The following is a 15,153-nucleotide window of genomic DNA, read 5'->3' on the forward strand; positions in this document are numbered from 1 at the left end:
TGTCGGCGACAGTGGCGTGCGTTGCCGAGCTGAAAGTGCATCGACGCTTCCATTCGCGCATGCTCCCCGCCACGTCGCGCATGTTGGGTGATCTTTCGGCCGAACCCGTCTAAGGTGTTTTGGTTCCGGCATCATTTCTGCGACCTCAAGCTAACGTATGATCTCTGGCACGCGCGTGGCCCGGTCATCGATGACTGACGCCACAACACGGTTGAAGAGATTAGCTAAGTGATAATTTAATTGTTGATCTGCGCTCATCGGCACAAGCAATGACGATACTTTCGAAATACCGTTTTTTGCTGTTGCGGACAGGCGCGTTCGAGCTTTACCGCGGGACGGATGACGCCGGCGGAACCATCCTTATGGCGATCCCGTCATCCGACGAGACATCCGCGGACGTGGATTCACGGCTCCAGCACGAATATGCACTGAGGGATGACCTCGATGCGAAATGGTCAGTCCTGCCGTTTGAGCTGACTTATCAACACGGCAAGCGTGCCCTGTTGCTGAACGATACAGGCGGGCAGCTGCTGCGCGGTCTTTGCGGCACACCAATGGACACCGGAAAGTTCCTGGTGCTGGCCGCCGCGCTAACGCAAGCCGTCAAGGATGCTCATGCGAGAGGATTGATTCACGGCGGCATCAGCCCCGACAACGTGCTGGTGAACCCAGAAAGCGGCCAGGTGAGACTGACGGGATTTGGCGGTGCTGTGCGATTGGACGAAAACGCGCCCGAGATGGACGTTACGGATGTCATGCCCGAACGTTTTCCATACATGGCACCCGAGCAGGCGGGCAGCGGCAAGCGGCCAGTGGATGCGCGATCAGATCTCTATTCGCTCGGGTGTACGTTCTACGAGATGTTGACTGGCGCGCCTCCGTTGACTGCTGCCGATCCGATGGGGTGGGTACATGCGCACGTAGCCCGCTTGCCCCAGCCGCCGAGGGAGCGCGTCGCCGGAATCCCCGATCAGATCTCCGCGATCGTAATGAAGCTGCTTGCCAAAGCACCCGAGTCGCGCTACGAGACGGCGGCAGGCCTGCTTGTAGATGTCAGGCGATGTCTGACGACGTTCCGTAGCGGCAGTCAAATCCAGAGGTTTGTCCTGGACATGCTTGACATCTCGGGTCGCATAAGATCGTCTGAAGCGTTGTTCGGGAGAGAGAGGGAAATAGCTGAGTTGCTTGCCGTGTTCGAGTCGGTCGTGACTAGCGGGACCGCGAAGTTCATGTTCGTTTCGGGGCAAGCGGGAGTCGGCAAGTCGTCGCTGGTTCGTGAGTTCCGCAATCGGCTGGCCGGCCAGCCCCATGTATATTCCTCGGGAAAATGCGAGCCGGCGAGAGACTCCATGCCCTACGCGAGCTTTCTGCAAGCGTTGCGCGGACTGATCAAACCCATCCTCGGCCTGTCTGAAGCCGATTTCGCTGGATGGCGCGCACGGCTCCAAACCGCGCTGGGTGCGAACGGAGGGCTTCTCACTGCGGTGCTTCCCGAGCTAGAGTTGATTGTTGGAGTGCAACCGCCCATTGTGCGCATTGATGGGTATGCAGAGAGAACACGCTTTCTCCAGGCCGCAGGCAATCTCGTCAGCGCGTTCGCAACGAGGGAAAATCCGCTTGTTCTCTTCCTGGACGACCTTCAATGGGTAGACAGCGGGACGCTCGACTTGCTCGGGTATTTGATGACCCTGCCGGCCCTGCAGGGTCTGCTGTTGATAGGCGCGTTCAGGAGCAGTGAGGTGCTGGCGTCGCACGCCCTTCAACGTGTGCTGAGCAAACAGGCAGCCCGCCCTGAAGTCATGGCACTTCAGCCGTTGGCGGAGGAAGCTGTTTGCGAACTGCTGTCTAGCGCCCTGTGCAGTTCTCGGGATCATGTCACGCCATTGGCAAACCTCGTTTACGAAAGAACGCGCGGGAACCCGTTTTTCGCGACCCAGTTCGTCATCGCGCTTGTCGATGAAGACCTGGTTTCGTTCACTTACGAACGGTCCGAATGGATCTGGGACACCGCGCGAATTCGGGCAAAGGCGTACACCGATAACGTTGTCGATTTGCTGCTTCAGAAGTTGCGCACACTTTCGCCTCCGGCACTCTCGATGTTGAAGAAACTCGCGTGTGTGGGCAATGGCGCAACGCCTCGAAAGCTCGCTGTCGCGGCCGGAATGTCTGAAGACACCGTCCATGACGCTATTGGGGAAACGCTTGCAACCGGTCTCGTTCATCAGGTTGGCGACGCCTACTCATTTGGCCACGACCGCGTTCAGGAGGCCGCTTACGCAGCGATTCCGAGCGCGGAACGTCGCGCAATGCACCTCGATATCGGCAGACGTCTTGCAACTGATCCGGCGGCATGGGGAGACGGAGATTCCGTGTTCGAAATCGCGAGCCAGATCGACCGGGGTGCGTCGCTTATTGCGATCCGCGCCGAGCGCGAGCAGTTTGCGGCGCTCAATCTCGCGGCGGGCAAAAAGGCCAAATCTTCTGCGGCATATGCGCTTGCAATCGGGTACTTTACTACCGCCTCGACACTACTTGGTGTTGAAACGGAGAGTGCCCTTGCTGACGAAATCGAGCTGCATCGCGCGGAATGCGAGTTCGTTACAGGCGCAATCGCGGAGGCCGAAACGCGCCTTTCCGCGTTGGCGGCACGCGATATCGATCTGGCGAGCAGAGCGGAGGTTGCCCGGCTGAGAGCTGCGCTGTATACCACGCTGGATCAGCTCGACGTTGCCGTCTCTGTTGCAACTGACTTCTTATGGCGGTGTGGCATTGATATTCCCCTGCGCCCCACGGACGCGCAGGTCAATCGTGAATGTCAGCGGCTGACGGAACTGCTCGAAGGACGCGCCATCGCAGACCTTGTGAATGGTCCCCTCCTGGACAATCCAGCGTGGCGGGGAGCCCTTGATGTACTCGCGGATCTTGTCCCGCCTGCGCTTTTCACGGACGCGAACCTGCTTGATCTCATCCTGCTCAAGATGGCCAATCTGAGCATCGAGCATGGTCATGCCGATGCGTCGTGCTACGCCTATGTGTGTCTGATGATCATTTTTGGACCGCGTTTTGGGGACTACCAGACAGGGCTGGATTTTGGCGAAGTCGCGATGCGCCTCATCGACGAAAGAGGGCTCACCCGTCTGAGGGCGCGTGTGCACATGTGCTTTGGCCTGCTGGTGCTGCCGTGGACCCGGCGTATTGCCACCGCGCAGGAAATCCTTAGGAATACATATCAGGCGGCGCTCGAAAGCCGCGACTTTACGTTTGCGGTCTACTCGCGAAGAAACCTTGTCTCTATCCTGCTCTTTTCCGGCGAACCGTTGGGTGAGGTTCAAAAGATCGCAGAAGATGCGCTCGCTTGTGCGCGCGCGGCAAAATTTGGCATAGTGATCGACGCGGTGCTAGCTCAACTCATGTTGGTTGACGCGTTACATAGGCCGGCGCACGGTCACCCGGAGGCGAGCACGTGCGAAAAGGATCTGATCAATGAAATGCATTTAATCGACCCGTCGGCGAGGCCGATTGCGGTTTTTGCCTACTGGACACACAGGATTCAGATCAGTTTTCTCGCGGGCGATTGGACTGCTGCTATCGAAGCTGAACAATTCGCGGCACCGTTTTTGTGGTCGTCCCGCAGCTTTGTCGAGGCAGCCGAATTCCATTTTTATGGGGCTCTGGCGCGCGCGGCGGCTTGTCGAAACGCTGCGGCCAGTGAACTTGAAGCTCACATGGTTGCATTGCGTGCACACCATGCGAAAGTGGAAAACTGGGCGCAGGCTTGTGGCGAAAATTTTTCGGGGCGTCGCGCGCTGATCAGTGCCGAGATGGCCAGGATCCTTGGCAACGAGATTGAAGCGGAGCGATCTTACGACGATGCGATTCGCCATGCGCGCGGGCAAGGTTTCCTCCAGGTTGAGGCCCTTGCAAATGAACTCGCCGCGCAGTTCCATGGTGCTCGTGGGCTTGAGACGATTGCAGAGAGTTACCTGCGCAACGCGCGTCAAGCCTATCTTCGCTGGGGCGCCAACGTCAAGGCGGAGGCGCTCTATACGCCGGGGCCGCCGGTCAGAGATAGCGGTGTGCCTGCTGTAACAGGCGGAACTCTGGCGCATCAAATAGACGTAGGAGCCGTGGTCAGCGCCGCTCGTGCGCTGTCGAGCGAGATCGTCCTAGAACGACTGATCGAAGTTCTGCTCCGTACGGTCCTTGAGTACGCGGGCGCACAACGGTGTGTTCTTGCACTATGCAGCAGCGAGGCGTTGCACATTGAAGCAGAAGCAAGTGTTGAGGAGGCGACTGTCAGCGTCACGCTTGGCAGAAGGCCGCTTGCGGACGCACAGGTACCGATTCAACTATTGCAAACCGTATTGCGAACGCGCACTCGCATTGCATTGGACGATGCCGTTCAAGACGACACGTTTTCTCGCGACCAGTATGTACAGAGGACACGGCCGCGTTCTGTGCTTTGCATGCCACTGGTAAAGCAGACCAAAATCGTTGGGCTTCTTTATATGGAAAACAACCTGGCGACTGGGTTTTTCACATCCGAACGGGAGACGGTTACCGAAGTCCTTGCTTCACAGGCGGCGATTTCGATCGAGAATGCGCGGCTCTATGCGCAGCTCTTTGAGGAGAGCCTTCAACGTGAGCGCGCTGAGAATTCGTTGCGACATATGCAAGCGGAACTGGCACACGTGACGCGGCTTACGGCAATGGGCGAACTTGTCACGTCGATCATACATGAAGTCAAGCAACCGCTCGCTGCGATCAATGCATCCGGCGCTGCTGCGCTGCGCTGGCTAGGCCGGGAGCGGCCGGTAATTAGCCGGGCACGTGAAATGCTGGAATTGGTAGTGTCTGAGAGCACGAGGGCAGGAGAGGTTATCCGGGGCATTCATACGCTCGCGAAGAAAGCGAAGCCTGAAATTGCGACGTTCGATATCAATGAAGCGATTCGTGAAGTGCTCCTGCTAACAAGGGATCGTCTCGAAGACAGACAGATCGTACTCTCTGGAGATGCACTCGACAGACGCGTCCTCGTCAGTGGGGATCGCGTCCAATTGCAACAGGTTGTACTGAATCTGGTGATCAACGCGGTCGATGCAATGGCTGAAATCACAGTGCGCGAGAGGCGGCTATTCGTCACTGTGGAAACAAATACGGCCGGCTGGGTGGACGTTGCCGTCGAGGACACGGGCCCGGGACTGGATCCAGCCATCGCAGACCGAGTATTTGAGTCGTTCGTTACGACAAAGCCAAGTGGGATGGGGTTGGGGCTGTCGATTTGCCGTTCGATTGTCGAGACTCACGGTGGGACCTTGACTGCTTCGCCCCGCACCCCTTTTGGCACTACGTTCCGATTCAAAGTACCGGCTTGATTTGACATAAATATAATGATCGAAGTTTCGTTGGTTTTGATTTGTATTCCTATATATTACGCATCGGCGCGGTGCCAATTCTGAAGCTCCGGGCATATCAGTCCCGTACGCCACCTCATGAAAGCCACCGAGCGGCACGACCTCATCGAACGCACCCGTCATGGATGGCGTTTTACCTTGCTGGTCAATTAGCGCAAGACACCTGGCACCAGTTAGGCGCAGCTCGCTGCGTCTGTCAAAATGGCGGTATCCGTTCGCCGGCTGCTGCGCACCCCAATACGCCTTCGTGGGCCGCATGTTGCCGCCAACGTCCGATCAATAGTGTCGAAAACGGCAACCGGAAATCAACATCCTGGCGATCGCAGGGAAAACGTTACAGCAGGCACGACATGGCACACAAGCGATGCGAACAATGCGGCAACCAGACGCCGCCATGGGACATCATCCACTGCGGGTCTGGCGATGGCCACTATGAGTTACTCTGCACTTCGTGCTTCAATGCCAGGATTGCCGAGTCCGGCGGATCCACCGATTTCGAGAACGTTCGGCTTGACCCCATCCAGCTGATTGACTGCGAGGGGGAAGCCCACCAGTTCCATTTCCAGCTCCGGCTCCTGGGCGCCCGGATTGCGCTGGATGGCTTCGAGCTTCGAGGGGAGCTTCCCGCCGGTTACCGGTTCCAGCTGATCGGCGAAGCTGACGACGATGTATTCGTGCTGCTCGGGCGCCTCGTCGAGAAGATTCGTCGCGCGCTGTCGGTCAGGCACGTCGATTTTCGTGAACGCCGGATCATTGACAGCACGGTGCGCGGGCGTATCGAATGGGACGAATCCCAGCCGGGCCACCTGCCACTCGTGGTCGTCGACGGCAAGGAGGTCTCATGGGACGATCTTGGGCGAATGCTCATGAGCATGGAAGGATGGCAGTTCCGGCTCGAGATCGCTGATCCGAGCGATGAGCTTTGAGGCGCGGTGCCGACGCGGTAAGCGGGCGGCCATCCCCGGCCCCGAGCCGGTTTGCGAACCGGCGCCTCGAACGGTTATAACCCAGGCGGAGGAGAGCCATGGTCGCAGTCAGGCACGACGATCTTTCCATGGCGTTCGACTTTGTCAGCTGCGCGGCGCCGATGGAACATAGCGCATATCTCTCGCTCGATACGGGAGAAGTCTACTGGACTTCCGATTCCAGCGAGGCTTTCGATGATGAGGAGTTACCTGACGACCTCGAAACCTCTGACCGCTACCTTGCGATACCGCACAAGAACGAGCTTGATCTCGGAAGCCGTCTCGCCTTGCGCTTTGTCGCACGGACGCTGCCTGCATGTTACGACCAGGTCGAAGGATTTTTCCGGAGGCGAGGGGCTTATGCGCGTTTCAAGGAATTGCTGGAACGTGAAGGCGTTCTCGAGCGTTGGTATTCGTTTGAAACCGATGCTGTCGAAAGCGCGCTGAGGCAATGGTGTGCCGAAAATGGGCTTGAGCTTGTTGAGACGTGACGGGCGCTGTGGGTGTTCGCCACACCAGATGTGCTGAGTCCGCGTGCGGCGCGGGGCGCCGCTCGATCGGCGGTGTGCCATGCGAAAATCCGCGACACCACATCGCGAGGAGCGAGCGCACATGAGGTCTGGTATCGCGTGAAGAGGAGCATTATTCCAACGGAAGAGCAGCAGGCCGTGATCGAGGCGGCGCGTGGCGCCGGGAACCTGAAGGTCAAGGCCTTCGCCGGCGCGGGCAAGACTTCCACACTCCAGCTCGTGGCCGAACACTTCGGCCAGCGGCGCGGCATGTATCTCGCGTTCAACCGGGAAATCGCGGCGAGTGCAGCCCGCCGGTTCCCGCCTCACGTCGGCTCGCGGACGATGCATTCGCTGGCGTGGGCCTGTGTCAGCCCGATGCTCAGAAGCCGGGTGAGCCTTCAGGGCGAGCCGCCACATGAACTGGCCGCACGCTACGGGCTTGGCCCGCTGGAAGTGCGCACGGTGACGGGCAAGGCCGTCGAGATCGCGCCGTTCGAGATCGGGCGGATGATTGCCGATGGGCGGGACAGGTTCTGCCGGTCCGCGGATGCCCAGCCGGCAGCGCGTCACGTTGTCGTCGATGAAAAGATCGACGAGGCGGTGGCCGCGCAACTGCGCACCTACCTGCTGCCTTACGTCGGGCGGCTGTGGGAAGAGGGCGCGGCTGCGCGCGCCGCGAGCGCTATTTCGCCTGACGTGCTCCTGAAGCTCTGGGCGTTCTCACAGCCTCGCATCGAAGCCGACTACATCTTGTTCGACGAGGCGCAGGACAGCGATGGTGTCATGCTGTCGGTCCTTGGCCGGCAGAGCCACGCGCAGATCATCTATGTAGGCGATCCATACCAGCAGATCTACGAGTGGCGCGGCGCGATCAATGCGATGGCGCGGATCGACGCGCCCGAATGCGCGCTCACGGAATCGTTCCGCTTTGGTGCCACGTTCGCAGCGCTCGCCAGCCGCCTGCTCGCACTGCTCGGTGAGCGCACGCCCGTCCGTGGACAGGGAGCCATCGGCTCGATCATGGTGGAAGACCCAGCGCTCGCGCCGCCGGTCGACGCGATCCTGTGCCGGAAGAACGTTACGGCGATCTGGCAGTTCGCCGCGGGACTCGAGGCGGGACACCGACCGGCGATCCGGATGAGTCCCGCCGAGATTCTCGCTTATGCTGACGGCGCTGACAGGTTGCTGGCCGGCCAGCGCGCGTTTCGTCCGGCGGCGTTTTCGCTGTTCGAGACATGGAGCGAGGCCCAGGCGTTTGCGCGCAGTGCATTTGGTCAGGACCTGCTGTCGGTTGTGCGCATCGTCGACGAGCTGGGGACCGGCTATCTGCGGGCCCTGGCGCAGCGTTCGGCGGCGGAGGACGCCGCCGACTATGTGATCTCGACCGTCCACCGTGCCAAGGGCCTCGAATGGAAGCGGGTCAGGGTTGCCAACGATTTCCGCCTGCGCGGGGCCGACGGCAGCCCGATGCCGGACGACGATGAGCTGCGCCTTCTCTATGTGGCCGTGACACGGGCGCAGCATGTCCTGGATATCTCGGAATTGCGGGACGAACTGCTGCGGCTTTTCAGTCGCCAGCACCAGGACCGGTCAGCATAATAAGTAATCAAATGGGAAAGTCTTGATTCCCGTTTGAGATTTATCTAGAATGGGAGTCATGGAATTCCCATCTGGGAGGAGCGTATCATGTCCCTGAATCAACCGTCCGGCCGTCATTCGGCCGCGCGTCCGGGTGCCGCACATGCCGGCAAGGCCCTGGCCGGCTCTGGCAGACCCGGCGCCCACGCTGACGATATCGAAACGTTCCTCGTCAGGTTCGACCCGCTCGAGCAACGCCGGCTGATCCGGGAAGGCATGGAAGCGGCGATCGTCGAGCGCGTGGCGAAGGACCTGCTGCACGTGCCGGTGCAGACGCTGCTCGCGAGTCTCAATCTGCCGAGTTCGACGATCCTGCGCAAGATGGCGCGCGCAGAGCGCCTGTCGCCAGCCGAGTCGGATCGTGTTGCGCGCGTGCTCTATGTGCGCCAGCTTGCTGTGGAGGTGTTTGAGGACCCGGCGCTGGCCGCCGAGTGGATGCAGCGATCGAATGCGGAACTGGGTGGACTCAGCCCGCTCGAGGTGCTCGACTCGCAACCGGGCTACGACCGCGTGCGTGAGATCCTGCTGCGCGTAATTCACGGCGTGTCTGCATGAGGCTTTACCGCCTGGCGAAAGAGCGGCGCGGGTATTACCGTGCCGATGACCTGAGCGGCAATGGTGCAGCGATCGCCGGAGGCCGCTGGAACCCGCGCGGCATGCGGGTGCTCTACACCTGCTGCCACGCGTCGACGGCGCTGCTTGAGGCGCTCGTGCACATGGCGGGCTTGCTACCGGCCGGTGGCTATTTCCTCGTGACGCTGGAGGTGCCGGACGTTGTCTACGATGCCGCATTCGCACCCGGCCTGCCGGAGGGCTGGGCAGACCTGACGAGCGATCCATCGGCGACAAGGGCGCTTGGCCGGCAATGGCTTGAGGCGGGCGGGCAACTGGCGATGCGGGTCCCGTCGGTCGTTTGTCCTACCGACTTCAATCTGCTGCTGAACCCGATGCATCCGGAGATGGCAAGCGTAAAGGTGATCAGCACGGAACCCTTTACGTTGGATCCGCGGCTGTTTGGCCAGTCGACGCGATGAGCCTGATGTCGATTGCAGGCGGATGAACCATGCCCCGCGATCAAATGTCAGGGTTCGCGATGTGCGTGCTGGCGGTCAAGGCGCTCTTCAGAAACGCAACGAATAAAAAAACGAACGCTCTAAAATTCGATCACTTTTATTTACAAGTATCGATTTCCTGCAACCGCCTGGCCTGCGCTCCGACAACACACATCATTCCATCGCTCGTCGCGCTACACCGCAGCAATCCCTTTTGATATAAACTAAGTCCATTGAACTAAGTTCAGAGGGTAATCATGCACGTCTACAACATCCACGACGCCAAGACGAACCTGTCGCGGCTGATCGAAGAGATTGTCAATGGTGGCGAGCCCTTCGTGATTGCGAAGGCTGGCAAGCCACTGGTGAAGGTCGTCCGCCTCGAGGCCGAGAGGGAAAATCCCGTACGGCGCATCGGCTTCATGAAGGGGCAGATCAAGGTCCCGGATGACTTCGACAGGATGGGCGGCGACGCGATCGCGGACACGTTCGAAGGAAAAGACGAATGAAGCTTTTACTCGATACGCATTTGCTGATCTGGGCCGCGGCGGATCATCCGACGTTGTCCGACGAGGCCCGTGCGGTCATCGAAGATATGGATAACACGCTGTATTTCAGCGTAGCGAGCATGTGGGAGATCGTCATCAAGAGCGCGCTCGGCCGGGAAGATTTCCAGGTCGACGCGCGGGTGCTTCGCCGCAGCCTCCTGGACGCAGGCTATGAGGAACTCTCGATCGAATCGCAGCACGCATTCGAGGTCGCCACCCTCCCGCCGCTTCATCGTGATCCGTTCGACCGACTCCTTCTTGGTCAGGCGATTGCAGAGGGAATCGTACTGCTCACGCACGACGACCAGATCAAGCGTTATGGCTTCGCGCCCGTTCGCTATGTCTGAGGGTGATTCAGGCGTAGGCTTTTTGTCGACGCTTGCTTACTGGCCACGAGCATCCTTACCCGGGATCGCCACATCGCGTAGGACGCAGTAAAGATGTCGCGTCAAAGACCTCGACGTGGCGGCGTTTTGCGCCACCGAGGTGATAATCATAGACGAGTTCGATCGGCGCGGGCTGCTGGTAAGGTCGGCGAGCGGTGTCATCGACGAGCCGGAACCCGGCAGCGCCGGTGCGCGCGCGGAACGCCGGATCACGTCGCCTTCGTGCGGCGAGGGCGCGCCGTAGGCCGGCGACAGCAGTAAGGCGCCGGGCTCGCGTGTCCACGGCGGAATGGCGAGCGGAGCCTGGGTCCCGGCGGACTGCGCGTTCGCGGCGGGAAGCTGGCTGGCGGCGCAGCGCGCCGCGACGGGTGGGCCGCGCCGGCACGGAGGCCGATGCGGATGCGGCGTAGTGTGGTGAACGGTCGTCTGTCATCGCGTGTGGGCACGAAGGAGGCACGGTCCGGCGAAAGGATGGTCAAGCGAAACGGTAATCGCGGGGCGTCGCCGTCAGATCACGAAGAATCCATGTGTGCCGTCGCGCCCTAGCTGCGCCACGAGCCCGTATTCCCATTCGAGGTACGCGTTCATCGCCTCGCGGGCGTTGTCGGTACCTTCGTAAGGGCGCCAGTAGCGGTCGATACGCGGCGAGGCCAGATGCGCGTCGCCGCTTTGCACCGGCAGGCCGGCGCGTATCCACGCCGCCGTGCCGCCTTCCAGCACTTCGACGGGCTTGCCCGTGAGCGCGGCAATCTCGGACGCGGCGAACGGTGCGAGGGCGTTAGTCATGCACACGGCGACGTAGCGGCGCGCATCAGGCAGCGCGCGCAGATCATCGAAGCCTGGCGCGAGACGCGACCGCAGCGCCCACCACGCGCCGGGAATATGTGCCTTCACGTGATTGGCGCTCGACGTGAAATCGAGCACGACGGTGCGATGATCGCTCGCGGCAAGACGCGTGGCGAGCGCTTCGGGCGTGATCGTCGGGACGCTGGCGGCAGCGGGCTTCGGCGCGCGCCATGCGCCCGCTTCGGTGAGATCCTCGGTGCGGGCTGCGTCGATTACATACACGTCGACGTTCATCTGTGCGAGCCAGGAAGCGGTCATGTTGGCGCGCACGCCGTCGTCGTCGAAAAGGACCACGCGTGCGCCACGCACCGGCGCGAACATTTCGGTTTCTTGGACGAGCTGCCCGCCCGGCGCACCCTGAAACCCTGGCGCATGCGCGTGTTCATACTCGGCAGGCGTGCGCACGTCGAAGCGATACGTCGTGCGCGACGTGTCGGCGGCCCACTGTTCGGCTTTCGCGAGCGTCGTGCGCTGCACGCCCGCGCGGCTGGCGAGCGCGGCCGCCGCCGCGCTCGATTGCGCGAGCGTGGCCGCGTCGCGTCCCGCCTGCGGTTCGAACTGGTGTGTGCTGCCGTGCTCGAGCGTCTGCCCAGCCAGCGTCCAGCCGATCGTGCCGTTGCGCAGTGCCGCCACGGGGTTCGGCAGCCCCGCATTCACGAGCGATTGCGTGCCGATGATACTGCGCGTGCGCCCCGCGCAGTTCACGATGACGCGCGTAGCGGGATTGGGCGCCAGCGCGCGGGCGCGCAGCGCGAGTTCCGCGCCCGGTACGCTGATGCTGCCGGGAATGTTCATCGTGCGGTATTCGTCGAAGCGGCGGGCGTCGAGCACGACCACATCTTCGCCGCTCGAGAGCAGCGCATTCACGGCCTCGGCCGTCAGCGAAGGCGTATGGCGCTCCGCTTCGACGAATTCACCGAACGCCTTGCTCGGCACGTTCACGTCGCGGAACACTTCGCCGCCCGCGCGTACCCAGCCCGCGAGGCCGCCATCCAGCAGTGCGATATCGGTGTAGCCAAGCGCGTCGAGCTTCGTGGCCGCGCGCTGTGCGAAGCCTTCGCCGTTGTCGAGCAACACGATCGGCACGCTGCGGCGCGGCAGCTTCGTCCAGGCGTCGAGTTCGAGCTTCGAGAGAGGCAGATTGGCGGCGAAAAGCGGATGACTTTGCGCATGCGGATCTTCCTCGCGCACGTCGAGCAGCGCGATCTCGCGGCGGGCGAGCAGGGCGTCGCGCACGTCCTGATACGTGCGTACGGGAAATGACTTCATGAGGCGTTGGGTTCCTTGCTGAGATCCCAGAAGTTCGGGAGGACGTCGTTCGAGTAGCCGGAGATGAAGGGCTTGGGCGGGGCGTCGGCCGGATAGGTAAACCGGCGCACCGCGCCGATGTTCGCCCCATACACGTGAATGCTGACCGAAACGCGATCGTCGTAGGCATTGCGTACGCGGTGGATGTCGCCGAGGGTCGGCGAGACGGCCTCGACCTCTCCGCGCTGAAGCAACACCTCGCGGCCCAGCGGATGCAACGCACCCGCCGCGTCGTGCGCGTAGGGCTGCGCATATTCGGCGCCGCGCAGCACGCCTATCAGGCCCCACACCGTGTGGTCGTGAACGGGCGTTTGCTGGCCCGGTCCCCAGACAAAGCTGACCACTGAAAAGCGTTGGCGCGCGTCGGCGTAGAGCAGGTATTGCTGATAACGCTCAGGCGAAGGCGCGGCGTAGGCGTCGGGCAACCAGTCGTCGTCGCGCACGAGTTCGCGCAGCGCATCGAGGCCGTGATCGATCAACCTGGACTCGCGCGGCGCGTGGTCCACGAGTTCCGCAATCGTGCCGACGAAGCGGCGAAGCTTGTGAATGCCCATCAGTCGAGCAACTCCGGTTCGCGCTCGACAAGCCCTGCATAGAGGCTCTCGAACGCATAGGCCGCGCCGCCGGGGCGCCCCACCTGCGTGTGCGTGAGCGCGGCGACATCGTGAGGAATGGGTTGCGGCTGGCCGGCGGCCTGCGACAGCAATTGCGTATGGCAGGCGTTGTCGAGCGCGATATACCACCAAGCCGCGGCTTCGACGGTCGGGCCGGCTGTGAGAATGCCGTGATTCTTGAGAATCACAGCCTTGCGTTGGCCCAGCGCGTTGGCAATGCGCGCGCCTTCATCTGTGTTGAGCACCACGCCGCGAAAGTCGTCGAAAAGCGCATGGTCTTCGTAGAAGGCGCAAGCATCCTGGGTGAGCGGATCGAGCGTGCGGCCAAGCGTCGACCAGGCCTTACCGTAAAGCGAGTGAGTATGGGCTGCGGCCACGACATCCGATCGCGCTTCGTGAATGGCCGCGTGAATGGCAAATGCCGCCTGGTTCACGGGGCCCGCGCCCACGACGATCTCGCCATGCCGGTTCACGAGCAGCAGGTCGGACACCTTGATGCGGGCGAAATGCAACCCGAGCGGATTGACCCAGAAGTGATCGGGCCATTCGGGGTCGCGCGCCGTGATATGCCCCGCGAGCCCCTGGTCGAAGCCGTAGCGCGCAAAGAGGCGGAACGCACCGGCCAGCCGTTCCTGCCGATGGCGGCGCTCTTCGTCGAGTGTGCGCGCGGGCGTTGCTTCGTCGTCGAACCAGAACTTGCGGATGGGCGCATGCCGGAAGTCGACGCGCGGCGCAGCGGTGCCGATATCTGCGGTGTCGGTGTGGCTCATGGCGGTCTCTCCAGCCGTTTCAGGCGGCGGCGCGCACGCGCGAGGCCAGTTCGCGCGTGGCCGGAATCAGCACCCGGCCGTAATCGATGGCGTCCTCGAGCGGGTCGAAGCCACGAATCAGGAATGTCGTCACACCCAGCGCGTGATATTCAGCGAGCGTCTGCGCCACCTGGCCAGGCGTGCCCACGAGCGCCGTCGAGTTCGAGCGCCCGCCAATTTCCTTCGCGACGGCGGTCCACAGGCGGTCGTCGGCGCGCACGCCGTCGCCCGCTGCGCCGAGCAGGCGGCGCGCGCCTTCGCTCTGAAGCGGGCCGCCCTTGTCGAGGCCCTGTTCGGCGCGCAGGCGGCGTGTCTCGTTGAGGATATGTTCGGCGCGCTCCCACGCCGCCTTCTCGGTGTCGGCGAGGATCGGCCGGAACGATACGGAGAAGCGCACCTGGCGTCCGTGTTTCGCGGCTTCGGCACGCACACGAGCAATCAGGTCGGCCACGCCTTGCTTCGATTCGCCCCACAGCGCGTACACATCCGCGTGCTTGCCGGCCACCGCGAGCGCGGCTTCGGAAGCGCCGCCGAAGTAGATCGGCACGTGCGGCTGCTGACGCGGCTTGACCTCCGACCACGCCTGTTCGAAGCGATAGAAGCGGCCTTCGTGATCGAACGGCTTGCTTTCGGTCCATACACGTTTAAGCACCTGCAGGTACTCGTCGGTGCGCGCGTAGCGTTCGTTGTGGCTCAGGTAGTCGCCGTCGCGCCGCTGGTCGGCGTCGCTGCCGCCCGAGATGAAGTGCACGGCGAGCCGGCCGCCGGAAAAGTGATCGAGCGTTGCGAGCTGGCGCGCGGCGAGCGTCGGCGAGACAAAGCCGGGGCGGTGCGCCAGCATGAAATGTACGCGTGACGTCACGCTCGCCGCATAGGCGATCGTCAGCGTGGCGTCGGGGCTGACCGAGCTGTGCGGCACGAGAATGCGGTCGAAGCCCGCGCGTTCGTGCGCCTGCGCAAAGTCGCGAACGTAGTCGACGTCGATGGCCGGACCTTCGGCGAGATGCGTCTCCGACACCTTGCGCTGCTGGATCATGCCGATGAATTCGATGCTCATGCGG

At 62.1% G+C, this 15,153-nt stretch carries 13 protein-coding genes and 1 pseudogene; 9 read left to right on the forward strand and 5 right to left on the reverse strand.

The window, feature by feature from the left end:
- The first annotated feature begins 269 nt into the window (after positions 1-269).
- The 9 genes from AB4Y35_RS37075 (at position 270) to AB4Y35_RS37115 (ending at position 10,476) form a co-directional block, all read left to right on the forward strand.
- Entirely contained in the window at positions 270-5,375 is a 5,106-nt protein-coding gene (locus AB4Y35_RS37075) for an AAA family ATPase (RefSeq protein WP_368708336.1), read from the forward strand.
- Positions 5,376-5,764: 389 nt separating this feature from the next.
- Positions 5,765-6,340, forward strand: coding sequence for a hypothetical protein (locus tag AB4Y35_RS37080; protein WP_368708337.1), 576 nt, complete (start codon positions 5,765-5,767; stop codon positions 6,338-6,340).
- 98 nt (positions 6,341-6,438) lie between these two features.
- The gene (locus tag AB4Y35_RS37085) at positions 6,439-6,870 is read left to right on the forward strand and encodes a hypothetical protein (RefSeq protein ID WP_368708338.1); all 432 of its coding nucleotides are present in this window, start codon (positions 6,439-6,441) and stop codon (positions 6,868-6,870) included.
- A gap of 138 nt (positions 6,871-7,008) precedes the next feature.
- A complete protein-coding gene (locus tag AB4Y35_RS37090) occupies positions 7,009-8,490 on the forward strand; it encodes a UvrD-helicase domain-containing protein (RefSeq protein ID WP_368708392.1) in 1,482 nt (493 codons plus the stop codon).
- 87 nt (positions 8,491-8,577) lie between these two features.
- Positions 8,578-9,084, forward strand: coding sequence for an antitoxin Xre/MbcA/ParS toxin-binding domain-containing protein (locus AB4Y35_RS37095; RefSeq protein WP_368708339.1), 507 nt, complete (start codon positions 8,578-8,580; stop codon positions 9,082-9,084).
- Positions 9,081-9,563, forward strand: coding sequence for an RES family NAD+ phosphorylase (locus AB4Y35_RS37100; protein ID WP_368708340.1), 483 nt, complete (start codon positions 9,081-9,083; stop codon positions 9,561-9,563). Before AB4Y35_RS37095 ends, AB4Y35_RS37100 begins: the two co-directional genes overlap by 4 nt.
- Before the next feature lie 29 nt (positions 9,564-9,592).
- Positions 9,593-9,799 carry a hypothetical protein gene (locus tag AB4Y35_RS37105; protein WP_368708341.1) on the forward strand — a complete coding sequence of 69 codons (207 nt, stop codon included), beginning with the start codon at positions 9,593-9,595 and terminating at the stop codon, positions 9,797-9,799.
- Between the two features lie 39 nt (positions 9,800-9,838).
- Positions 9,839-10,090, forward strand: a complete 252-nt coding sequence (locus tag AB4Y35_RS37110) for a type II toxin-antitoxin system Phd/YefM family antitoxin (protein WP_368708342.1) — start codon at positions 9,839-9,841, stop codon at positions 10,088-10,090.
- The gene (locus AB4Y35_RS37115; protein ID WP_368708343.1) at positions 10,087-10,476 is read left to right on the forward strand and encodes a type II toxin-antitoxin system VapC family toxin; all 390 of its coding nucleotides are present in this window, start codon (positions 10,087-10,089) and stop codon (positions 10,474-10,476) included. The genes AB4Y35_RS37110 and AB4Y35_RS37115 overlap by 4 nt, the downstream gene beginning before the upstream one ends.
- A gap of 180 nt (positions 10,477-10,656) precedes the next feature.
- Here the strand turns inward: AB4Y35_RS37115 and AB4Y35_RS37120 are convergent.
- From AB4Y35_RS37120 to AB4Y35_RS37140, 5 genes and pseudogenes are all read right to left on the reverse strand, one after another.
- Positions 10,657-10,866 (reverse strand): annotated as a pseudogene (locus AB4Y35_RS37120) (sulfite dehydrogenase); the annotation flags it as partial.
- A gap of 156 nt (positions 10,867-11,022) precedes the next feature.
- A complete protein-coding gene (locus tag AB4Y35_RS37125) occupies positions 11,023-12,630 on the reverse strand; it encodes a rhodanese-related sulfurtransferase (RefSeq protein WP_368708344.1) in 1,608 nt (535 codons plus the stop codon).
- Entirely contained in the window at positions 12,627-13,223 is a 597-nt protein-coding gene (locus tag AB4Y35_RS37130) for a cysteine dioxygenase (protein ID WP_368708345.1), read from the reverse strand. Before AB4Y35_RS37130 ends, AB4Y35_RS37125 begins: the two co-directional genes overlap by 4 nt.
- Complete coding sequence (locus tag AB4Y35_RS37135; RefSeq protein ID WP_368708346.1) at positions 13,223-14,053, reverse strand: class II aldolase/adducin family protein; 831 nt, start codon at positions 14,051-14,053, stop codon at positions 13,223-13,225. Before AB4Y35_RS37135 ends, AB4Y35_RS37130 begins: the two co-directional genes overlap by 1 nt.
- 19 nt (positions 14,054-14,072) lie before the next feature.
- A complete protein-coding gene (locus AB4Y35_RS37140) occupies positions 14,073-15,149 on the reverse strand; it encodes an LLM class flavin-dependent oxidoreductase (protein ID WP_368708347.1) in 1,077 nt (358 codons plus the stop codon).
- Between the last annotated feature and the right edge of the window lie 4 nt (positions 15,150-15,153).

The organism is Paraburkholderia sp. EG286A, assembly GCF_040965375.1.
GTDB lineage: Bacteria > Pseudomonadota > Gammaproteobacteria > Burkholderiales > Burkholderiaceae > Paraburkholderia.

Excerpts from the sequence above, each read along its gene's own strand:
- AB4Y35_RS37075 (WP_368708336.1), top strand. The coding sequence starts at position 270 with ATGACGATACTTTCGAAATACCGTTTTTTGCTGTTGCGGACAGGCGCG.
- AB4Y35_RS37080 (WP_368708337.1), top strand. The coding sequence starts at position 5,765 with ATGGCACACAAGCGATGCGAACAATGCGGCAACCAGACGCCGCCATGG.
- AB4Y35_RS37085 (WP_368708338.1), top strand. The coding sequence starts at position 6,439 with ATGGTCGCAGTCAGGCACGACGATCTTTCCATGGCGTTCGACTTTGTC.
- AB4Y35_RS37095 (WP_368708339.1), top strand. The coding sequence starts at position 8,578 with ATGTCCCTGAATCAACCGTCCGGCCGTCATTCGGCCGCGCGTCCGGGT.
- AB4Y35_RS37100 (WP_368708340.1), top strand. The coding sequence starts at position 9,081 with ATGAGGCTTTACCGCCTGGCGAAAGAGCGGCGCGGGTATTACCGTGCC.
- AB4Y35_RS37105 (WP_368708341.1), top strand. The coding sequence starts at position 9,593 with ATGCCCCGCGATCAAATGTCAGGGTTCGCGATGTGCGTGCTGGCGGTC.
- AB4Y35_RS37110 (WP_368708342.1), top strand. The coding sequence starts at position 9,839 with ATGCACGTCTACAACATCCACGACGCCAAGACGAACCTGTCGCGGCTG.
- AB4Y35_RS37115 (WP_368708343.1), top strand. The coding sequence starts at position 10,087 with ATGAAGCTTTTACTCGATACGCATTTGCTGATCTGGGCCGCGGCGGAT.
- AB4Y35_RS37125 (WP_368708344.1), bottom strand. The coding sequence starts at position 12,630 with ATGAAGTCATTTCCCGTACGCACGTATCAGGACGTGCGCGACGCCCTG.
- AB4Y35_RS37130 (WP_368708345.1), bottom strand. The coding sequence starts at position 13,223 with ATGGGCATTCACAAGCTTCGCCGCTTCGTCGGCACGATTGCGGAACTC.
- AB4Y35_RS37135 (WP_368708346.1), bottom strand. The coding sequence starts at position 14,053 with ATGAGCCACACCGACACCGCAGATATCGGCACCGCTGCGCCGCGCGTC.
- AB4Y35_RS37140 (WP_368708347.1), bottom strand. The coding sequence starts at position 15,149 with ATGAGCATCGAATTCATCGGCATGATCCAGCAGCGCAAGGTGTCGGAG.